The sequence below is a fragment of the Streptomyces sp. NPDC003720 genome, assembly GCF_042875075.1.
Lineage (GTDB): Bacteria > Actinomycetota > Actinomycetes > Streptomycetales > Streptomycetaceae > Streptomyces.
Genome location: NZ_JBIANZ010000017.1, coordinates 100,285 through 119,286, shown reverse-complemented (window position 1 = coordinate 119,286; position 19,002 = coordinate 100,285). Strand labels below are relative to the sequence as shown.

At 71.9% G+C, this 19,002-nt stretch carries 17 protein-coding genes; 8 read left to right on the top strand and 9 right to left on the bottom strand.

The features are described 5' to 3' along the window. Window positions 1–127: 127 nt before the first annotated feature. Together ACFYU0_RS34435 and ACFYU0_RS34430 are read right to left on the bottom strand one after the other, a co-directional pair. Window positions 128–466, bottom strand: coding sequence for a hypothetical protein (locus ACFYU0_RS34435; RefSeq protein WP_351665273.1), 339 nt, complete (start codon window positions 464–466; stop codon window positions 128–130). 121 nt (window positions 467–587) lie between these two features. Further along, a complete protein-coding gene (locus ACFYU0_RS34430) occupies window positions 588–2,942 on the bottom strand; it encodes an immune inhibitor A domain-containing protein (RefSeq protein WP_389306304.1) in 2,355 nt (784 codons plus the stop codon). A 368-nt stretch (window positions 2,943–3,310) separates the two neighbouring features. Here ACFYU0_RS34430 and ACFYU0_RS34425 point away from each other — a divergent pair, with 368 nt between their 5' ends. Next, window positions 3,311–3,547, top strand: a complete 237-nt coding sequence (locus ACFYU0_RS34425; protein ID WP_389306302.1) for a hypothetical protein — start codon at window positions 3,311–3,313, stop codon at window positions 3,545–3,547. A gap of 72 nt (window positions 3,548–3,619) precedes the next feature. On the opposite strand, the gene ACFYU0_RS34420 is transcribed toward ACFYU0_RS34425, so the two are convergent. Together ACFYU0_RS34420 and ACFYU0_RS34415 are read right to left on the bottom strand one after the other, a co-directional pair. Continuing rightward, window positions 3,620–4,393, bottom strand: a complete 774-nt coding sequence (locus ACFYU0_RS34420; protein WP_389306300.1) for an RDD family protein — start codon at window positions 4,391–4,393, stop codon at window positions 3,620–3,622. Window positions 4,394–4,519: 126 nt separating this feature from the next. Continuing rightward, a complete protein-coding gene (locus tag ACFYU0_RS34415; protein WP_389306298.1) occupies window positions 4,520–6,022 on the bottom strand; it encodes an RDD family protein in 1,503 nt (500 codons plus the stop codon). A gap of 231 nt (window positions 6,023–6,253) precedes the next feature. On the opposite strand from ACFYU0_RS34415, the gene ACFYU0_RS34410 reads away from it, so the two are divergent. Then, entirely contained in the window at window positions 6,254–6,667 is a 414-nt protein-coding gene (locus tag ACFYU0_RS34410) for an SsgA family sporulation/cell division regulator (protein WP_351665278.1), read from the top strand. Between the two features lie 14 nt (window positions 6,668–6,681). Here ACFYU0_RS34410 and ACFYU0_RS34405 read toward each other — a convergent pair whose 3' ends face one another. Next, the gene (locus ACFYU0_RS34405; RefSeq protein WP_389306296.1) at window positions 6,682–8,088 is read right to left on the bottom strand and encodes an FAD-binding oxidoreductase; all 1,407 of its coding nucleotides are present in this window, start codon (window positions 8,086–8,088) and stop codon (window positions 6,682–6,684) included. 93 nt (window positions 8,089–8,181) lie between these two features. Between ACFYU0_RS34405 and ACFYU0_RS34400 the strand changes: the two genes are divergently transcribed. After that, window positions 8,182–9,675 (top strand): tetratricopeptide repeat protein, encoded by a 1,494-nt coding sequence (locus ACFYU0_RS34400; RefSeq protein ID WP_389306295.1) that lies wholly within the window; start codon window positions 8,182–8,184, stop codon window positions 9,673–9,675. Between the two features lie 9 nt (window positions 9,676–9,684). On the opposite strand, the gene hppD is transcribed toward ACFYU0_RS34400, so the two are convergent. Next, window positions 9,685–10,830, bottom strand: a complete 1,146-nt coding sequence (gene hppD / locus ACFYU0_RS34395) for a 4-hydroxyphenylpyruvate dioxygenase (RefSeq protein WP_351665281.1) — start codon at window positions 10,828–10,830, stop codon at window positions 9,685–9,687. A 123-nt stretch (window positions 10,831–10,953) separates the two neighbouring features. On the opposite strand from hppD, the gene ACFYU0_RS34390 reads away from it, so the two are divergent. From ACFYU0_RS34390 to ACFYU0_RS34370, 5 genes are all read left to right on the top strand, one after another. Continuing rightward, entirely contained in the window at window positions 10,954–11,424 is a 471-nt protein-coding gene (locus tag ACFYU0_RS34390; protein ID WP_199210734.1) for an Lrp/AsnC ligand binding domain-containing protein, read from the top strand. A 63-nt stretch (window positions 11,425–11,487) separates the two neighbouring features. Further along, window positions 11,488–12,135 (top strand): ABC transporter permease, encoded by a 648-nt coding sequence (locus tag ACFYU0_RS34385; RefSeq protein WP_351665284.1) that lies wholly within the window; start codon window positions 11,488–11,490, stop codon window positions 12,133–12,135. Beyond that, on the top strand, window positions 12,128–13,369 hold the full coding sequence (locus ACFYU0_RS34380) for a betaine/proline/choline family ABC transporter ATP-binding protein (RefSeq protein WP_389306294.1): 1,242 nt from the start codon (window positions 12,128–12,130) through the stop codon (window positions 13,367–13,369). Before ACFYU0_RS34385 ends, ACFYU0_RS34380 begins: the two co-directional genes overlap by 8 nt. A gap of 56 nt (window positions 13,370–13,425) precedes the next feature. After that, complete coding sequence (locus ACFYU0_RS34375; protein ID WP_389306313.1) at window positions 13,426–14,205, top strand: ABC transporter permease; 780 nt, start codon at window positions 13,426–13,428, stop codon at window positions 14,203–14,205. After that, on the top strand, window positions 14,202–15,161 hold the full coding sequence (locus tag ACFYU0_RS34370) for a glycine betaine ABC transporter substrate-binding protein (RefSeq protein WP_389306292.1): 960 nt from the start codon (window positions 14,202–14,204) through the stop codon (window positions 15,159–15,161). Before ACFYU0_RS34375 ends, ACFYU0_RS34370 begins: the two co-directional genes overlap by 4 nt. Window positions 15,162–15,244: 83 nt before the next feature. On the opposite strand, the gene ACFYU0_RS34365 is transcribed toward ACFYU0_RS34370, so the two are convergent. The 3 genes from ACFYU0_RS34365 to ACFYU0_RS34355 form a co-directional block, all read right to left on the bottom strand. Next, a complete protein-coding gene (locus ACFYU0_RS34365; protein ID WP_389306290.1) occupies window positions 15,245–16,036 on the bottom strand; it encodes a S16 family serine protease in 792 nt (263 codons plus the stop codon). A 42-nt stretch (window positions 16,037–16,078) separates the two neighbouring features. Further along, window positions 16,079–16,720 carry a helix-turn-helix domain-containing protein gene (locus ACFYU0_RS34360; protein ID WP_351665291.1) on the bottom strand — a complete coding sequence of 214 codons (642 nt, stop codon included), beginning with the start codon at window positions 16,718–16,720 and terminating at the stop codon, window positions 16,079–16,081. Window positions 16,721–17,028: 308 nt separating this feature from the next. Beyond that, window positions 17,029–18,819 carry a DEAD/DEAH box helicase gene (locus tag ACFYU0_RS34355; protein WP_351665292.1) on the bottom strand — a complete coding sequence of 597 codons (1,791 nt, stop codon included), beginning with the start codon at window positions 18,817–18,819 and terminating at the stop codon, window positions 17,029–17,031. Window positions 18,820–19,002: the final 183 nt, after the last annotated feature.

The following is a 19,002-nucleotide window of genomic DNA, read 5'->3' as shown; positions in this document are numbered from 1 at the left end:
CCCTCGTACTGGGTGTACTCGGGCTTTCGGCCGGTGCGGCGAGAGTGCGTGCCGGGCGTCGTGACGCAGACGCGACTTCGCGGACACGGCCTAGGCGGCTGCGCCCGTCCGCCGCCCGGCCGGGGGCTCAGCCGTGCTGGGCCACGGCCGGCGCGCGCAGCAGGGCGCGGATCGGGTGCCACAGCTCGGTGACCGGGACACCGGCGTCCGGCGCCGTGCGCCATATCAGGCCGTCCGGGTGGTGCAGCACCGCCGTGATCTCGTCCGGGGTCGGCGGTGCGGCGTTGCCCCGCAGGTATATCGCCCGCAGGCCGAGGTTGCGGAGCCTGGTCAGGGCCCGGGCGCGGTTCTGGGCGTGCACCAGGACGCGTACCCCGGCGGAGCCGCCGGCCGGGCCGGGGCTGGGCAGGTTGAGTGCCACCACCACGGTGCCGTTCGGCAGTTTGCTGAAGCCTCCTGCGGCCATGCGGTCACATCCCCGTTCCGGTCGGTGTCAATAAGCGAGCCACAGGACGCACCTAAACACGATCGGCGGCGACCCGCCAGGGGGTCACCGCCGATACGCTTTTGACCTGCGGATATATCCGCTACTTCACCGCCGGGCCGACCTCGAGGTCGATCGTCGTGCCGCCGTGGCTCTGCTTGACGATCTTGATCTTGGTGTTGGTGTCAGTGATCTTGACACCGCCGGTCGGGTTGGACGGGTCGTAGTAGGTGCTGGTGTGGTCGTTGAAGACCCGCACGCCCTTCTGCGACTTGATCTTGAGCGCCTTGTCGGCCTTGTGCAGCGTGATGCCGTCCGTGGCGTCCAGGCCGAACGGCGAGTCGTAGGCCTGGATCCGGTTGCGCAGCAGCGTGCCGTCGGACCACTTGAGCGCCTTGTAGTGGGCGTCCACGGGCAGGATCAGACCGGTGCCCGGGTGGCCGTTGACGTTGGTGTTGTTGTCCGCCTGGGAGGTGTCCCACTTCCAGATCAGCAGGCCGTTCTGGTACGGGTAGTGCTCGACCCAGTCCGGGCGCGACGAGAAGCCGAAGTTGTACGGGCCGACCTGGAGGGTCTTGTCGTACGAGACGTACTGGCGGTTCTCGGCGAGGTAGTACTGCTTGTAGTCCTTGGTGAAGGACGCGCCGACACGGGAGAAGCCGTTGGCGGTCCAAGCGGCGTCCGCGGACTCGGCGTTGTCGGAGAAGACCGGCGTGCCGTCGGCCGTCACCGTGATCTCGTCGGCCGTGAAGCCCTTCAGGGCCACACCACCGTCGGTCTGGTAGCGGAAGCGCAGCTGGATCTTCTGGCCGGCGTAGGCGTCCAGCGGGTACGACAGCTTCTTGTAGCCGTCGACCGTGCCGGTCAGCGCCGGCTTGCCGGAGGCGTCACGCGGGATGGCCTGGCCGTCCACCGTGCCGTCGACGGCGGTCCAGTTGGCGCCGCCGTCGGTCGACACCTCGGTGTAGAGGTAGTCGTACTCGGCCTCGATGTCGTACCAGCCGTCGAGCGAGAGGGTGGCCGACTTCTTGCCCGTGAGGTCCACGGAACGGGTCAGCGTGTTCTTGAGGTCGTCGCCGCTGCCGCTCCACCACTGGGTGGCGCCCTCGGCCGGGGTGACGATCTCGGTCTTCACGGCCTTGTTCGGCAGCGAGACGACCAGCGCCTGGCGGTACTTGGTGTTGTACTCGGCGACGCCCAGCTTGTGCCAGGACTTGACGCCCGCCTTGGCGGTGTCGTAGTTCAGCCAGCCCAGCTGCAGCTTGTCCCAGGCGTTCATGTCGCCCGGCATGTCGCCGATGGACTCCTTGCCGGTGCCCAGCCAGGAACCGGAGGACATCAGCGTCCAGAAGCCGGTGGAGTTGTCTCCGCCGGCGGTGTCGTACTCGTCCGGCAGACCGAGGTCGTGGCCGTACTCGTGGGCGAAGACACCGAGGCCGCCGTTCTCCGGCTGGATGGTGTAGTCGCCGACCCAGACACCGGTGTCGCCGACCTGCGTGCCGCCCAGCTTGTTGTCGCTGGGGCCCGTGGCGCCGGCGTCGGTGCCGAAGGCGTACCAGCGGTGCGCCCAGATGGCGTCCGTGCCCTGCGCGCCGCCGCCCGCGGACTCGTCCTCACCGGCGTGCACGAGCTGGAAGTGGTCGACGTAGCCGTCGGGCTCGTTGAAGTTGCCGTCGCCGTCGTAGTCGTAGCGGTCCCACTGGTCGTACTTGGCCAGGTCCGCCTTGATGTCGGCGTCGGACTTGCCGGCCTTCTTCTGGTCGGCGACCCAGGCGTTGAGGCCGTCGCGGACGACGTTCCACACGCTGGAGCAGTTGGTCTGGCCGCAGGCGTTGTTGCCGTAACGGGCCTCGTTGTACGGGACCTTGACCCAGTCCGAGACCTCACCGTCGACCGAGTAGCGGCCCGAGGACTGCTTCTCGTAGTACTTCTTCAGCGACTCGGTCTTCGAGCCGGTGCCGAAGTAGAGGTTCTGGAAGTGCTTCTGGTTGTAGTCCTGCTGCCAGGCCGTCGAGTTGTCCTTCTTGCGGTCCGGCTTGGCGATCGTGTTGTGCAGCGGACCGGCGGTGCCCCCGTACTTGGGGTCCGTCTGGTCGCCGAACTCCACCAGGATGGTGAAGATCTTGTCGGTCTTCTCCCGGCTCAGCTCGACGTACTTGCTGTCGCCCTTCTTGCTCTTGAGCTGGACGACCTTCGAGCCGTTGCGGTCCTTGGCCTTCGCCTTGCCCGCGATGATCTGGTTCAGGGCCTCCTGACGCTGGGCGCGCTGCGTCTTGCTCAGCGGGCCGTCCAGGTCGTGGGCCTTCTGCTTCACCGGGGCCGGGTCGTGCCGGTTCACGGCTGCCGACGGGGCCTGGGTGCTCGCCTCGGCGACCGCGAAGGTCGCGTAGGTGGCGGAGGCCGTCGCGAGCGCCACGGCTATGGCGGCGGCTCTGAACGTCCAGGGTCTGCTGGTCACTTGAGTTCCTCCCCCGCGCCGCGCGCACGGACAGGGGGTTCCCATTTGATGGAGAGTTCCGTGCGCGCACGTTCAACGCGTGTATCAAGTGACGTCATTTGACTAGAGGTTTAGAAGAAAAAACAGACCTTGACTTGAGCAGGACAAGTGCACTATGCGGAGACGGGGTTCGCTTTACGAACGCCGGAGGGTGTCGTTCCGCGGGCGCGTGGACCGTCCGCTTCGCGGACCCCATGACTCCGTGCGCCCCCTGTGCACCGGTACCGTGGGTTAGGTCATGCTTACCGGGCGCGTCGCTCGGGCATGCACCGCGAAGAGAGTCGAACGGCACCCCGAATCCCCCGAGATGCTCCGAGGACACGATTGCCATGCCTCGTCCGACCGCCGCACAGCTCGCCTACGGTTCGTGCACCGTGATCCTGTCGACACTCGCCATGCTGCTGCTGTCGCAGGCGAGTTCGGGCCTCGCGATCGCCGTCATCGCCCTGGCCGCGCTCGCCCTCGGGCTGCTCGTCGCGATGACGGTGCCGCTGCCCGGGACGCGCACCGTCGCCGCGTCCGCCGAGCCCGCGCGGGAGGCCGAGCGGGTCCCGACCAGGCTCTGAACGGCGCACACGAAAGCGGCGGGTCCGTGGCGACCACGGACCCGCCGCTCCCGTAGGGGGAACCCGCGCGCCTCAGCGGGTGTCGACCTCCACCGTCTTGGCGGCCTTGTCGTGCAGGCCCTGTTTGTACGGCTTGTCGAAGTAGCTCCAGCCGCCGCAGATCACCGTCCAGAAGCAGGCGCAGCAGAAGGCGAACGGCAGCCACAGCACCAGGGCGCGGATCAGCGAGGTCTGCGTGGAGGGCGTCGCGCCGTCGTTGAGGTTGGCCACCCGCATCTTGAGCCACTTCTTGCCGAGGGTCTGCCCCGACCTGGCGATCATGATCGTGTCGTACGCGACGTAGAGGACGGCGGCCACGAGGGACTGCCAGAGGGACCGGCCGACCTCCATCCGGTTGCCGTTCACGTCGTACTGCTGCACCCCGAGGGGCCAGGTCACCAGCCAGACGACGATGCCCACGAGGATCATGTCGATGATGCGGGCGATGGTGCGCCTGCCGTTCTCCGCGAGCGGAGGCATGCCGGCCAGCGGGTCGGCGGGGCCGCCGTACGGACCGCCGCCGTAGGGGCCGCCGGCACCGTAGGGACCGCCGCCCTGGGACCCGCCGCCGTAGGGGCCGCCCCCGTACGGGCCGCCGGCACCGGGGGGTTCACCACCGCCATGGGGAGGCGGCTGCTGGCCTCCTGGGGGCGGCGGGGGCTGCCCGCCCTCGCCGGGCGGCGGCTGCCGGTCGGCGTACGGGCTGTCGTACGGCGAGCCCGCCCCCGGTTCCGACGGGGGCCGCTTCCTGAACGGGTCGTCCTCGGGGGGCTCCGCTCCGGAGCCGGGGGGCGGTTCACTGCTCATGTGCCCGAGTGGACCGCGAACGCGCCGGCTCCGCATCCGGCGGGCGGCCGTACGGGTCACGGGGCCCCGGCGGCACGGACGGCCGGCTCGTCCCCGTCAGGCCGTGTCGGTGCGCGTGAGTGCGCGTCAGGCCGCGACGAAGGTGTGGGCCGCCTTGTCGTGCCAGCACTGGCGCCAGGGCCGGTCGAACAGGCACCACAGCACCCCGAGCAGGCCGATGCCGAGCAGGCCCGCAACGCTGTAGACCAGCCAGCGGCGCAGGGCCGCACCGAACCCCGGCGGTTCGTGCCCCTCGATGTCGCGGACCTCGATCCCGCACAGCTTCTTGCCCAGCGTGCGGCCCCACTTGGCAGTGGGCAGCACCTCGTACAGGACGCCGAAGACCAGCAGGACGCCGAGGACGATGCCGAGCGCGGTGCCGGTCGTCCCGTCGATCAGCCAGACGGTGACGGTGCGGCCGGACAGCCGCGCCTCGTCGATCTTGTCCTGGATGTGGCCGACCGCCTGGGTGCCGAGCGGGACGGCGGCGGCCGCGGTGACGGCGCCGATGACCAGGTTGTCGATCAGGCGGGCGGCGAACCGCTTGCCGAGGCCGGCCGGGCGGGCCGCGGCCTGCCGGCGGGCCACCGCCTGGAACGGGTCCTCGACCGGCGGCTTCCACGGTGTGACCGGCTGCTCGTCCGCTCCCCCGGCCAGCCGGTGCACCTGCTGCGCCCAGGACGCCTGGCCGCCACCCGGCCCGGCGGTCAGCGGGGTGCCGGGACCACCGGTCTGCCGGGGCGCCGACTGCTGGGGCACGGCCTGCGCGGACGCGGCCGCCTGGGGCGCGGCCGGCCGGGGAGCGGCCTGCGGAGGCACGGACTGCTGGGGCGCGGCCTGTTGGGGGCCGGCCTGCGGGGGTACGGCGGAGGCCGGCGGAGCCTGCGGGGTCTGAGCGCCCGCCGCGCGCGCTGCGGCGGCCTTCCCGGCGCCGAAGCCGGGGCCCTCGGCCGGGCCCTGGGCGGCGAAGCCCCCGGAAGCCCGGCCGCCGGACCCCGTGGCGGCCGGGCCGAACCCAGGGGTGCCGGAGGCGCCCGGCGTGCCGCCCGCTTCGGGGCCGGAGGCCGCGGGCGCGCCGGACGGCCGGCCCCGGGCCGGGTCCTGCCCCTGTCCCCCCTGGTCCCGGACCGGGCCGAACGTCATGGTGCCGGAGTCCTGGACGGCGGCGGGACCCGGGACCGGACGGCGGAAGAGGAAGGTGCCGCTCGGGTCGGGCTCGTCCTCGGCCGGCGGGATCGACGCCGTGCCGTCGGTCCGGGCGGCGTGCCCGGCCGGCTGGGACGGCCGGTCCGCGGGGACCCTCGGATCGGCTCCCCAGGCGGACGCCTGCCGCCGGCCCGGCTCCTCGGCGGCAGGCCCCGGCGGCGGGTCCTCGTCGAAGAAGTGCGGGCCCGTCTCCTCCACCGCCGGAACCGCCGCCTGGAACCCGGGCGGCGGGTTGAGCGGTTCGCCGTCCCGCGGCGCCGGCCGGCTGGTGCCCGGCACCCAGGAGGCGCCGTTCCAGTACCGGACGTAGCCGGGGATGGACGGGTCCGGGTAGTAGCCCTCGCGGGGCCTGTCGTCACCGGGGGCCGGGGTTGGGGCGCTCATGTCCGTCGTCCCGTATCTGCTCGGGGGTGGTAAGGGGCTCCACATCTATCAGACCGGGGCATGCCGTACCGCCAGTCCCGCCGTACCCACCCCTTTCCGGGCTACGCCGTCCACGGATCCCGCACCCGGCCGGAGAAACTTCCCCGGACCCGCGTAATGATCGTGCCCCTGCCCCCTCTCCCCCGGTGCGGGCCCGTGCCGAGCGGCCCCGGAAGAGAGGAAACACAGGTCATGCAGCAGACCGTGGTGGAACGGGAGCTGGAGATCCAGCTCGTCCTGTCGCCCGAGCGGAGCGTCCCGGTGCCGGCCCGGCTGGGCTACCGGTCCGACGACCCCTACGCCGTGCACCTCACCTTCCACACCACTTCCGAGCAACCCGTCGAGTGGACGTTCGCCCGGGAGCTTCTGGTGGACGGGGTGTTCCGGCCGTGCGGACACGGGGACGTCCGGGTGTGGCCGACGAAGGCCGAGGGCCGCGGCGTCGTCCTGATCGCGCTGAGCTCACCGGACGGCGACGCCCTGCTGGAGCTGCCGGCCACGCCGGTGTCCGCCTGGCTGGAGCGGACGCTGCGGGCGGTGCCGCCGGGAACCGAGGACGGGCGGCTCGGCATCGACGACGCGCTCGACGAGCTGCTCGCCCGGTGAGGCCCGGCGGCGGCTCAGAAGAGCTTGCCCGGGTTGAGGATGCCGAGCGGGTCGAAGACGCCCTTCACCGCGCGCTGCATCTCCACGCCGACCGGCCCGATCTCCCGCGCCAGCCACTCCTTCTTGAGCACGCCCACGCCGTGCTCGCCGGTGATGGTGCCGCCGAGTTCCAGGCCGAGCGCCATGATCTCGTCGAAGGACTCGCGGGCCCGCCGGGACTCGTCGACGTCCTGGGCGTCGAAGCAGACGGTGGGGTGGGTGTTGCCGTCGCCGGCGTGCGCGCAGACGCCGATGGTGAGGCCGTACTTCGCGGCGATCCGCTCGACGCCCTCCAGCATCGCGCCCAGCTGCGAGCGGGGCACGCACACGTCGTCGATCATCGTCGTGCCCTTGACCGCCTCCAGCGCGGTCAGCGAGAGCCGCCGGGCCTGGAGCAGGAGTTCGGACTCGGCGGCGTCGTCGGCGGGGACCACCTGGGTGGCGCCGGCCGCCTCGCACAGCGCGCCGAGGGCGGCGAGGTCGGCGGCGGGGTCCGGGGTGTCGAACGCGGCCAGCAGCAGCGCCTCGGTGGTCTCCGGCAGACCCATGTGGGCGAGGTCGTTGACCGCCTTGACGGTCGTACGGTCCATCAGTTCGAGGAGGGACGGCACGTGGCCGCCCTCCATGATCCGGCAGACGGCGTCGCAGGCGGCGGCCGACGAGGCGAACTCGGCGGCCAGCACGAGCTGCTGGGGCGGCTTCGGCTTCAGTGCCAGCACGGCCCGTACGACGATGCCGAGGGACCCCTCGGAGCCGACGAAGAGGCGGGTCAGGTCGTAGCCCGCCACGCCCTTGGCGGTGCGCCGGCCGGTGGACATCAGCCGGCCGTCGGCGAGGACGACGTCCAGGCCGAGCACGTACTCGGCCGTCACCCCGTACTTCACGCAGCACAGGCCGCCGGACGCCGTGCCGATGTTGCCCCCGATGGTGCACGTCTCCCAGCTCGAGGGATCGGGCGGGTAGTACAGGCCGTGCTTCTCCACCTCGCGGGAGAGCGCCGCGTTGACGACGCCCGGTTCGACGACGGCGATCCGGTCGACCGGGCTGACCTCCAGGATGCGGTCCATCCGGGTCAGCGACAGCACGATGGAGCCGTCGACGGCGTTGGCCCCGCCGGACAGGCCCGTGCGGGCGCCCTGCGGGACCACGGGGACGCGCAGCTCGGTCGCGGTGCGCATGACGTGCTGCACCTCTTCGACGGTGCGCGGCAGCACGACCGCGGCCGGGGCGCCGGAGGGGCAGAAGCTCGCCATGTCGTTGGCGTAGGAGGCCGTGACGTCGGGATCGGTCAGCACGGCCTCGGGCGGCAGGCCGGCCAGCAGCCGGTCGGTGAGGTTGCTCGTCACTTCGTCGCGGGGCGCTTCGATACGGCTCACGATCACAGCGTGACACTCGGGGGCCATCGGTGTGAACCCCGTCCGTGCCGTCCTTGGGCCACCCGGATGTGCCCGGTGCGCTGCCGCACAGTGAGCGGTATGGAGATCCGACCGTACGGCAGCTCCGCCCCCGGAACGTCCCTGGTGGCCGAGCCGCCCCCGCCGCGCCGCACCCGGCGTCTGCTGCGGCGCCTGCTGGTCACGGTGCTGGCGGGCTCGGCCGCCGCGGGCGCGGCGCTGATGCTGCTGCCGCCGGAGCCGGCCCGGCACCGGGCGGCACCGCCCGCCCCGGGCCCGCGGGCCCAGTCGCCGGCGCTGACGGCCGCCGCGGTCACCTCCGGGGTCCCGGCCGCGCTGCCGGACCTGTCGGCGCTCATCGGGGTGCAGGAGGGCGCGGTGCGGGCCCGGCCTCAGGACGCGCGGGCCTGGGCGGTGCTGGGGGCCGCGTATGTGCAGCGGGGGCGGAGCGCGGCCGACGCGGCGGACTTCCCGAAGGCCGAGCGGGCGCTGCGGACTTCGCTGGAGCTGGCCGGCACCGGCCCGGCCCGGCGGGCGGAGGCGCTGGGCGGCCTGGCCGCGCTGGCGAACGCGCGACGGGACTTCCCGGCGGCGAAGCGGTACGGCGAGCAGGCGCTGAAGCTGACCCCGAAGCGCTGGTCGGCGTATCCGCCGCTGATCGACGCCTACACCGGGCTCGGCGACTACAAGGCGGCCCGGGGTGCGCTGGACAAGCTGCTGGGGCTGCGCACCGGGGCGTCCGACCGGCCGGCGGTGATGGCACGGGCCTCGGCCGTCTACCGGGACCGGGGCTGGCGCGAGGACTCCGTGGCCCAGCTCACCGACGCGGCGGCGGCCGCCCGCACCCCCGCGGAGCAGGCCGTGTATCTGACCGGGGTGGGGCAGCTCGCCTGGGAGCGGGGCGACCGGGAGGACGCGCTGCGGCATTTCGAGGCGGCCGTGCGGCTGGACCCCGGCCGGCGGGCGGCGCTGGCCGGGAAGGGCCGGGCGCTGGCCGCGCTGGGCCGGACCGACGAGGCGGTGGCCGCCTACCGGGCGGCCCTGGACCGGCAGCCGGACGCGGCGGACGCGCTGGAACTGGGCGAGCTGTACGAGTCGCTGGGCCGGTACGAGGACGCCGAGGGGAGTTACGCCCTGCTGCGCCGGCGGGTCGAGCGGTCGGTGGCGGGCGGGGTCGACGAGGAGCTGCTGATCGGGCGGTTCGAGGCGGACCACGGCGACGCCGAGGACGCGGTGGAGCGGCTGCGGGAGGAGTGGCGGCGCCAGCCCGGGATCGAGGTGGCCGACGCGCTCGGCTGGGCGCTGCACCGGGCGGGCGAGGACACCGAGGCGCTGACCTACGCCACGGTCGCGACGGACAAGGCGAAGGGCGGCGGGGTGATCAGTGCCCCGTACGCGTACCACCGGGGCGTGATCGAGCGCGAGCTGCAGCTCGACGGGCCGGCCCGGCGGCACCTGGAGGAGGCGCTGCGGATCAACCCGTACTTCTCGCCGCTCGGGGCCGCGGCGGCGCGGAATGCCCTGCGGGGGCTCGGGGAGGTTCCCGACGAGCCCCCGCCGGACGACATGTCCTGAGCGGCGCCGCTACAGGTTGCCCCGCTTCTCCTGCTCGCGCTCGATGGCCTCGAACAGGGCCTTGAAGTTGCCCTTGCCGAAGCCCATCGAGCCGTGCCGCTCGATCAGCTCGAAGAACACGGTCGGCTTGTCCTGGACCGGCTTGGTGAAGATCTGCAGCAGGTAGCCGTCCTCGTCGCGGTCGGCGAGGATCTTCAGCTCGCGCAGGGTGTCCACGGGCACGCGGGTGTCGCCGACCCACTCGCCGAGGGTGTCGTAGTAGGAGTCCGGGGTGTCGAGGAACTGGACGCCGGCCGCGCGCATGGTCCGCACGGTCTGGACGATGTCGTTGGTGTTCAGCGCGATGTGCTGGACACCGGCGCCGCCGTAGAACTCCAGGTACTCGTCGATCTGGGACTTCTTCTTGGCGACCGCGGGCTCGTTGATCGGGAACTTCACCTTGAGGGTGCCGTCCGCGACGACCTTCGACATCAGCGCGCTGTACTCGGTGGCGATGTCGTCGCCCACGAACTCCTTCATGTTCGTGAAGCCCATGACCTTGTTGTAGAACTCGACCCACTCGTTCATCCGGCCGAGTTCGACGTTGCCGACGCAGTGGTCGACGGCCTGGAAGGTGCGCTGGGCGGGCTGCTGGACGATCGGCTCGGCCGCCACGTAACCGGGCAGGTACGGGCCGTCGTAGCCGGTGCGCTCGACCAGCGTGTGGCGGGTCTCGCCGTAGGTGGCGATGGCGGCGAGGACGACGGTGCCGTGCTCGTCCTTCACCTCGTACGGCTCGGTGACCGAGCGGGCGCCGTGCTCGACGGCGTAGGCGTGTGCGGCGCGCGCGTCCGGGACCTCGATGGCCAGGTCGACGACGCCGTCGCCGTGGTCGGCCACGTGCTGGGCGAGGAAGCGGCCCCAGTCGCTGCTCGGCTTGATCACCGAGGTGAGGACGAACCGTGCCGAGCCGTTCTCCAGCACGTAGCTCGCGGTCTCGCGGCTGCCGTTCTCCGGTCCGGAGTAGGCGACCAGCTTCATGCCGAAGGCGCTGGAGTAGTAGTGCGCGGCCTGCTTGGCGTTGCCCACGGCGAAGACGACCGCGTCCATTCCCTTGACCGGGAAGGGGTCGGCCTGCCGTGCGGTGTCGGGAGTGAGGTCTGTGGTCTGCGTCATAGCGGAAGGGTGGACCGGGTCTGCAAGGTGCGCAATAGTTCGCGTATTCACTGGGCATTGTGTTCAGCGCAATGGCCGTGCGGCCGGGCTTTCTGTACAGGATGACCATCCCCGGGAGGTGCTGTGGCGATCGATCGCCTGGACGGCCGGATCATCGTGCTGCTGGCGCGGGAGCCGCGGATCGGCGTGCTGGAGATGTCCCGCCGGCTCGGGGTCGCCCGGGGGACGGTGCAGGCGCGTCTGGACCGTCTTCAGTCGAACGGAGTCATCCGGGGCTTCGGGCCCCAGGTGGATCCGGCGGCCCTCGGCTACCCGGTCACCGCGTTCGCCACACTGCAGATCCGGCAGGGCCAAGGGGCCGACGTCCGGGCGCACTTGGCGACCGTGCCGGAGGTGCTGGAGCTGCTGACCACCACCGGCAGCGGGGACATGCTGTGCCGGCTGGTGGCCCGGTCCAACGCCGATCTCCAGCGGGTGATCGACCGGGTCGTCGGTTTTGATGGCATCGTCCGGGCCTCCACGGCGATCGTCATGGAGAACCCCGTTCCGCTGCGGATCATCCCGCTGGTGGAGCAGGCCGCCGACGGCGAGTGAGCCGGGGGCGGGCGAGCGCGGCTCGGACGGCCGGGAAGGGTCCGACGAACCGGGGTGAGGCGCGTGAGCTTCTGGGAGTACCTGGGCAGCCGGCACCAGCAACTGCTCGCGGACGGCTACCAGCACGCCAGCGCGGTCTTCCAGTGCATGGTCGTGGCGACCGTCCTGGGCGTGCTGATCGGGGTCGCCACCTACCACTCCGAGTGGGCGGGCAACCTGGCGACCACCACCACGGCGACCTTCCTGACCATCCCCTCGCTCGCGATGATCGGCCTGCTCATCCCGATCGTGGGCCTCGGGGTGGCGCCCACCGTGATCGCGCTGACCCTGTACGGGCTGCTGCCGATCGTGCGGAACTGCATCGTGGGCCTGCGCGGGGTCGATCCGGCGCTGGTCGACGCGGCCCGCGGGATCGGCATGTCGCGGGCGGCGCGCCTGCTGCGCGTCGAGCTGCCGCTGGCCTGGCCGCCCATCCTGACCGGCATCCGGGTCGCCACCCAGATGCTGATGGGCATCGCGGCCATCGCCGCCTACGCCTCCGGCCCCGGCCTGGGAAACGAGATCTTCCGCGGGCTGGCCTCGCTGGGCAGCAAGAACGCCCTGAACCAGGTGCTCGCCGGCACGATCGGCATCGTCATCCTCGCCCTGCTGTTCGACGCCGCGTACGTGCTGCTCGGCCGGCTGACCATCCCCAGGGGGATCCGTGGCTGAGACGGCCTCCACACACGGCGCCACGATCGAGCTGGAGAACCTGACCAAGGTCTACCCGGGCAGTCCGCAGCCGGCCGTGGACAACGTCACCATGGAGATCAGGGCCGGCGAGACGGTGATCTTCGTCGGGCCGTCGGGCTGCGGCAAGTCCACGACGCTGAAGATGATCAACCGGCTGATCGAGCCGACCGGCGGGCGCATCCGCATCGACGGCGAGGACGTCACCCGCATCGACCCGGTGCGGCTGCGCCGCAAGGTCGGCTACGCCATCCAGTCCTCGGGCCTGTTCCCGCACATGACGGTCGCGCAGAACATCGCCCTGGTGCCGAAGATGGCCGGCTGGCCGAAGGGGCGCGTGCGCGAGCGGGTCGAGGAGATGCTGGACCTCGTCGGGCTGGACCCGGGCGAGTTCCGCGACCGCTATCCGCGCCAGCTCTCCGGCGGCCAGCAGCAGCGCGTCGGCGTGGCCCGGGCCCTGGCCGCCGATCCCCCGGTGCTGCTGATGGACGAGCCGTTCGGCGCGGTCGACCCGATCACCCGCGACCACCTCCAGGACGAGCTGATCCGGCTCCAGCGCGAGCTGCACAAGACGATCGTCTTCGTCACCCACGACTTCGACGAGGCGATCAAGCTGGGCGACCGGATCGCCGTGCTGCGCGAGCGCTCGCACATCGCCCAGTTCGACACCCCGGAGGCCATCCTGACCAACCCGGCCGACGACTTCGTCTCCGGTTTCGTCGGCGCGGGCGCGGCCCTGAAGCGGCTCAACCTGACCCGGGTCCGGGACGTGGAGATGCGGGACTACCCGACGGTGACCGTGGACACCCCGCTGCAGCAGATCTTCGGGCTGCTGCGCGGCAGCGGCACCAACGAGATCCTGCTGCTCGACAAGCGGCGCCGCCCCTACAAGTGGCTGCGGCGCGGCGACCTGATGCGGGCCCGCGGCTCGCTGGCCCGCGCGGGCACGCTGGTGCACGACACGGTGACCCGGGACGCGACCCTGCGGGACGCGCTGGAGGCGGTGCTCACGGACAACGCCGGACGGGTGGCCGTGACCGGGCGGCGCGGGGAGTACATCGGCGTGGTGGACATGGAGACGCTGATGAACTCCGTGCACGAACTGCTGGAGGCCGACCGGCTCGAGGCCATGGAGGCGCAGGCGGACCTGGAGGAGGCCCGCAGCCAGCAGACCCATCTGGAGCAGGAGGGACACGGAGGGGAGCCGAAGGCGTGAGCACCGAGCAGCGGCCCGGGGGCGGGCACGAGGCCGAGGAGCCGCCTTTCCCCGAGGTGGCGGAGCAGGAGGCCCCGCCGCCCCGGCGGCCGCCCGCGCGCCGGCTGACCTGGCAGCGGCTGACCGTCCTGCCCTCGTTCCTCGTCCTGCTGCTGCTGGCGACCTGGCTGTGGTTCCAGCAGGCGGACCTGGACACGATCTCGCGCAACGCCCTCTCGGGCGGCCAGGTCTCCAAGGCGCTGTGGCAGCACGTGCAGCTGACGGTGATCTCGACGTTCTTCGTCCTGATCATCGCGATCCCGCTGGGCATCCTGCTCACCCGCGGGGCGATGCGGAAGGCGACCCCGCTGGCGATGACGATCGCCAACATGGGGCAGGCGACCCCGGCGATCGGCCTGCTCGCGCTGCTGGTGATCGTGCTGGGGACGGGCACGAAGGCGGCTCTGATCGGCATCATCGTCTACGCCGTGCTGCCCGTGCTGGCCAACACCATCGCCGGTCTGAAGGCCAACGATCCGACCCTGCTGGAGGCCGCCCGCGGCATCGGGATGTCGCCGCTCGGCGTCCTCACCCGCGTCGAACTGCCCCTCGCCGTCCCGCTGATCCTCGCCGGTGTCCGCACGGCGCTGGTCCTCAACGTCGGCACGGCGACCCTGGCGACCTTCGGCGGGGGCGGCGGCCTCGGGGTGCTGATCACCACCGGCATCACCACCCAGCGCATGCCGGTGCTGGTGCTCGGCGCCCTCCTCACCATCGCCCTCGCCCTGCTGGTCGACTGGCTGGCGCTGCTGGCGGAGGTCATGCTCCGGCCGCGCGGTCTGGAGGCGGGGACATGAGGCGCCGGGCGCCGCTGCTGCTGGCCGCGCTGCTCGTCGTGCCGTCGGGCTGCGGTCTGACCAGCGGCTCCCCGATGGTCGACGACGTCCGGCCGGGTTCCATCGGGGCCGGCGAGCCGCTGAAGGGCGCCCATCTCACCGTCACCAGCAAGGAGTTCACCGAGCAGCTCATCCTCGGCGCGATCATGGGGATCGCCTTCCAGGCCGCCGGCGCGGACGTCCTGGACCGGACCGGCATCCAGGGCTCCATCGGGTCGCGGGAGGCGGTCAAGAACGGGGACGCGGACGCGCAGTACGAGTACACGGGCACCGGCTGGATCACCTACCTGGGCAACAGCAGGCCCATCCCCGACCCGCGCAAGCAGTGGCAGGCGGTGCGGGACGCGGACCTGAGGAACGGGCTGACCTGGCTGGAGCCGTCGAAGCTCGACAACACCTACGCGCTCGCCATGAACCAGGCCAATTTCAAGAAGTACGGCACGCGGACGCTGTCCGAGGTGGCCGCGCTGTCCGAGCGGGACCCGGGGGCCGTCACGCTGTGCGTGGAGTCGGAGTTCGCCAACCGGGCGGACGGGCTGCCCGGCATGGAGAAGGCGTACGGGATGAGCGTGCCGGCGAAGAACGTCACGCAGATGGACACCGGGATCATCTACACGCAGGTGGAGAAGGGTGCCTGCACCTACGGGGAGGTGTTCACCACCGACGGGCGCATCAAGTCGATGAACCTGGTGGTGATGGCGGACGACAAGAAGTTCTTCCCCAACTACAACGCGACGCCGGTGGTCAACAGCCGGGTGCTGAAGGAGTGGCCGGCCATCGCGAAGGTCATCGAACCGGTCAACGCCCGGCTGGACAACTCGGTGGCGCAGACCCTGAACGCCCGGGTCGACGTCGACGGGCAGGATCCGCACCAGGTGGCACTGGACTGGATGAAGGCGGAGGGCTTCGTGAAGTAGCCGCTCCCCCGGTCCGGCCGCCGCCGGACACGGCCTGGGCCGTGTCCGCAAAGTCGCGTCTGCGTCACGACGCCCGGCACGCCCTAGCAGCTCGGGACCTTCCCCTTGCCCTTCTCCAGCGCCACCAGGAAGTCCACCGCGCCCTGGAGCGTGGTCACCGGGACCAGCCGCAGGCCCTTCGGCAGTTCGGACTTCGCGTCGGCGCACTCCGCCTTCGGCACCAGGAACACGGTGGCCCCGTCCCGCCGGGCGGCCTGGGTCTTCAGGGCCACCCCGCCCACCGCGCCGACCTTGCCGGACGCGTCGATCGTGCCGGTGCCGGCGACGGTGCGGCCGCCCGTGAGGTCACCGCCGCGGCCGTCGCCCTCCAGCGTGTCGATGATCCCGAGGGTGAACAGCAGCCCCGCGCTGGGCCCGCCCACGTCGGCGAGCTTCAGCCGCACCTTGACCTTGTCGGGGCTCAGCCCCAGGTACTTCAGCGCCGCCTGGGTCGCCGCGTCCTGGGACTGCCGCATCTGCTTGGCGTTGTACTTCTCGATCTCCTTGACGCTGTTCCCGCTCGGGTAGACCGCGTCCCGGGGCATCACCGCCCGGTCCGTGCGGAACCAGTTGCCGAGCACGTCCGCGAGCGACACCCGGGTGTCCGGGCCGGTCGCCTCGATGGTCGTCATCCGCAGCTGGCCGCTCGTGTCCCGGGCCGGCGCGCCCGAGACGGTGATCACCTGGGTGCTCCGGTTCTTGCCGAGTACGTCCGCCGTCATCCCGGGCTGCGCCACCGAGAACGGCAGCGGCGCGAACACCGCCGTGGCGAGCAGGGCCACGACGGGCAGGGCGCAGACGGCGACGGCCTGGGTACGCGTGAGACGTGAGAGCACGCAATCAATCTACGTGACCCCTCGGTGGCGGCCCACCACAGCTCAGCGCAGCGCCTCGGCGACCTCGCGGGCCGCGTCCATCACCCGCGGCCCGACCCGCTCCGGCACCGAGTCCGCCAGCATGACCACGCCCACACTGCCCTCGACCCCCGTCACCCCGACGAGGGGCGCCGCGGCCCCGCAGGCGCCGGCCTCCAGCTCGCCGTGGGTCAGGGTGTACCCGGGGTCGGCCGGCGGCGACTGCCGGGCGGAGAGGATGGCCCGGCCCGCGGCCCCCCGGTCCAGCGGATGACGGAAACCGGCCCGGTAGGCCACGTGGTAGTCCGTCCAGGTCGGCTCGACCACCGCGACGGCGAGCGCCTCGGTGCCGTCGACCAGGGTCAGATGCGCCGTCGCCCCGATGTCCTCGGCGAGCGACCGCAGCGCGGGCAGCGCCGCCTCCCGTACCAGCGGATGCACCTGCCGGCCGAGCCGCAGCACCCCGAGCCCGACCCTGGCGCGGCCGCCCAGATCACGCCGTACCAGCGCGTGCTGCTCCAGCGTGGCGAGCAACCGGTACACCACGGTCCGGTTGACGCCCAGTTTGTTGGAAAGCTCGGTGACGGTCAGCCCGTGGTCGGTGTCGGCCAGCAGCTTGAGGACACGCAGTCCCCGGTCGAGCGTCTGGGAGGTCTCCGCGGTCACGACGCCCACTCCTTCGGCGGTGAGGTCGGCGGACCCCGGAGCGACGGATGCGACACCGAGTCCCGACGGCGACGCGCTTCAGAGGCCGCCGATCGGCAAGGCGCCCGGCGGCTCCGGGCCATGTCGCTTCACGGCTGCGCTCCGCGGCGGCGCTGCCACGGGGCGTGTGCGTAGCCGGACAGTAGCGAAGCCGGTTCGCTGAGCGGAAGCCTCCGTCCAGAATCCGGTCATGGCCGGATCCGGACTGCCTGCATTCGTCCCCATACGCCCATGCCCCAGGCTTTTACGGCACGCCCGTACCCCAGGTTTTACCGCATGCGCGTGGCCCATTCCTGCACCTTGGCGATCCGCTGGCGCAGCTGCCCCGCCGTCGCCTCGGCGCTGGCCGGCCCGCCGCAGACCCGGCGCAGCTCGGTGTGGATGACGCCGTGCGGCTTGCCGCTCTGGTGGACGTAGGCGCCGACCAGGGTGTTGAGCCGCTTGCGCAGCTCCATCATCTCCTTGTGGCTGACCACCGGCCGGCGCTCGGCGGGCAGTTCCAGCAGGTCGGCCTCGGTGTCCGGCTTCTTGCGGCTGTGCGCGATCTGCCGGGCCTGCCGCTTCTGCAGCAGCATCTGCACCTGGTCGGGTTCGAGGAGGCCCGGGATGCCGAGGTAGTCCTGCTCCTCCTCGCTGCCCGGGTGGGCCTGCATGCCGAACTCGGCGCCGTCGTAGAGGACCCGGTCGAAGACGGCCTCGGACTCCAGCGCCTCGAAGGAGAACTGCTCCTGCTCGCCGGTGTCCTCGTCCTGCTCCTTGTTCGCCTCCTCCATCTCCTTCTCGGATTCGGCGTACGGGTCCTCCTCGCCCTCCTTCTTGGGCTTGTCGAGGGCGTGGTCGCGCTCCTTCTCCATCTCGTTGGCGAAGGTCAGCAGGTCCGGGACGGTCGGCAGGAACACGGACGCGGTCTCGCCGCGCCGCCGGGACCGCACGAAACGGCCGACGGCCTGCGCGAAGAACAGCGGGGTCGAGATGGTCGTCGCGTAGACCCCGACCGCGAGCCGGGGCACGTCGACGCCCTCGGACACCATGCGCACCGCGACCATCCAGCGGTCGTCGCTGCCGCTGAAGTCGTCGATCCGCTTCGAGGCGCCGGCGTCGTCGGACAGCACGAGGGTCGCCTTCGTGCCGGTGATCTCCCGGATGAGCTTGGCGTAGGCGCGGGCGGAGTCCTGGTCGGAGGCGATGACCAGGGCGCCGGCGTCCGGGATGCCCTTCCTGACCTCGGTCAGCCGCTGGTCGGCGGCGCGCAGCACGCTGGGCATCCACTCGCCGCGCGGATCGAGGGCGGTGCGCCAGGCCTGGCTGACCGCGTCCTTGGTCATCGGCTCGCCGAGCCGGGCGGCGATCTCGTCGCCGGCCTTGGTGCGCCAGCGCATGTTGCCGCTGTAGGAGAGGAAGATGACGGGCCGGACGACGTGGTCGGCGAGGGCGTTGCCGTAGCCGTAGGTGTAGTCGGCGGCGGAGCGGCGGATCCCGTCCTGGCCCTCCTCGTACACGACGAAGGGGATCGGGTTGGTGTCCGAGCGGAACGGCGTACCGGTCAGCGCGAGCCGCCGGGTCGCGGGCTCGAAGGCCTCCAGGCACGCCTCGCCCCAGGACTTTGAGTCGCCGGCGTGGTGGATCTCGTCGAGGATCACCAGGGTCTTGCGCTGCTCGACGCGGTTGCGGTGCAGCATGGGGCGGACGCCGACGCCCGCGTAGGTGACGGCGACGCCGTCGTAGTCCTTGCCGAGCGGGCCCGCGCTGTACTCGGGGTCGAGCTTGATCCCGATCCGGGCCGCGGCCTCCGCCCACTGCTTCTTCAGGTGCTCGGTCGGCGCGACCACGGTCACCTGCTGCACGACGTGGTGGTGCAGCAGCCAGGAGGCGAGGGTCAGCGCGAAGGTCGTCTTGCCGGCGCCGGGCGTGGCGACCGCGAGGAAGTCACGCGGCTGCTCCTGGATGTACTTCTCCATCGCCCCCTGCTGCCAGGCACGCAGCTTGCTGGCGGTGCCCCAGGGGGCCCGGCCGGGGAAGGCCGGTGAGAGGTGGTGGGAGGGTGCGGAGGAAGCAGTCATGGGTGCGGGCCCGGAGGGCCCTCCGTTGAGGGTGGCGGCGGGTGACGGGCGGGCGGTAGTCACGGTCTCCGTGGATCAGGGGGTAGGGCGGCTCGGCTACGTATGACAACCGGGCCACCCTACCGGCGCACCGGCGGCGCCGACGCGCCGACGGGGCCGGGCCGCCCCCGGGTGGGACTCACG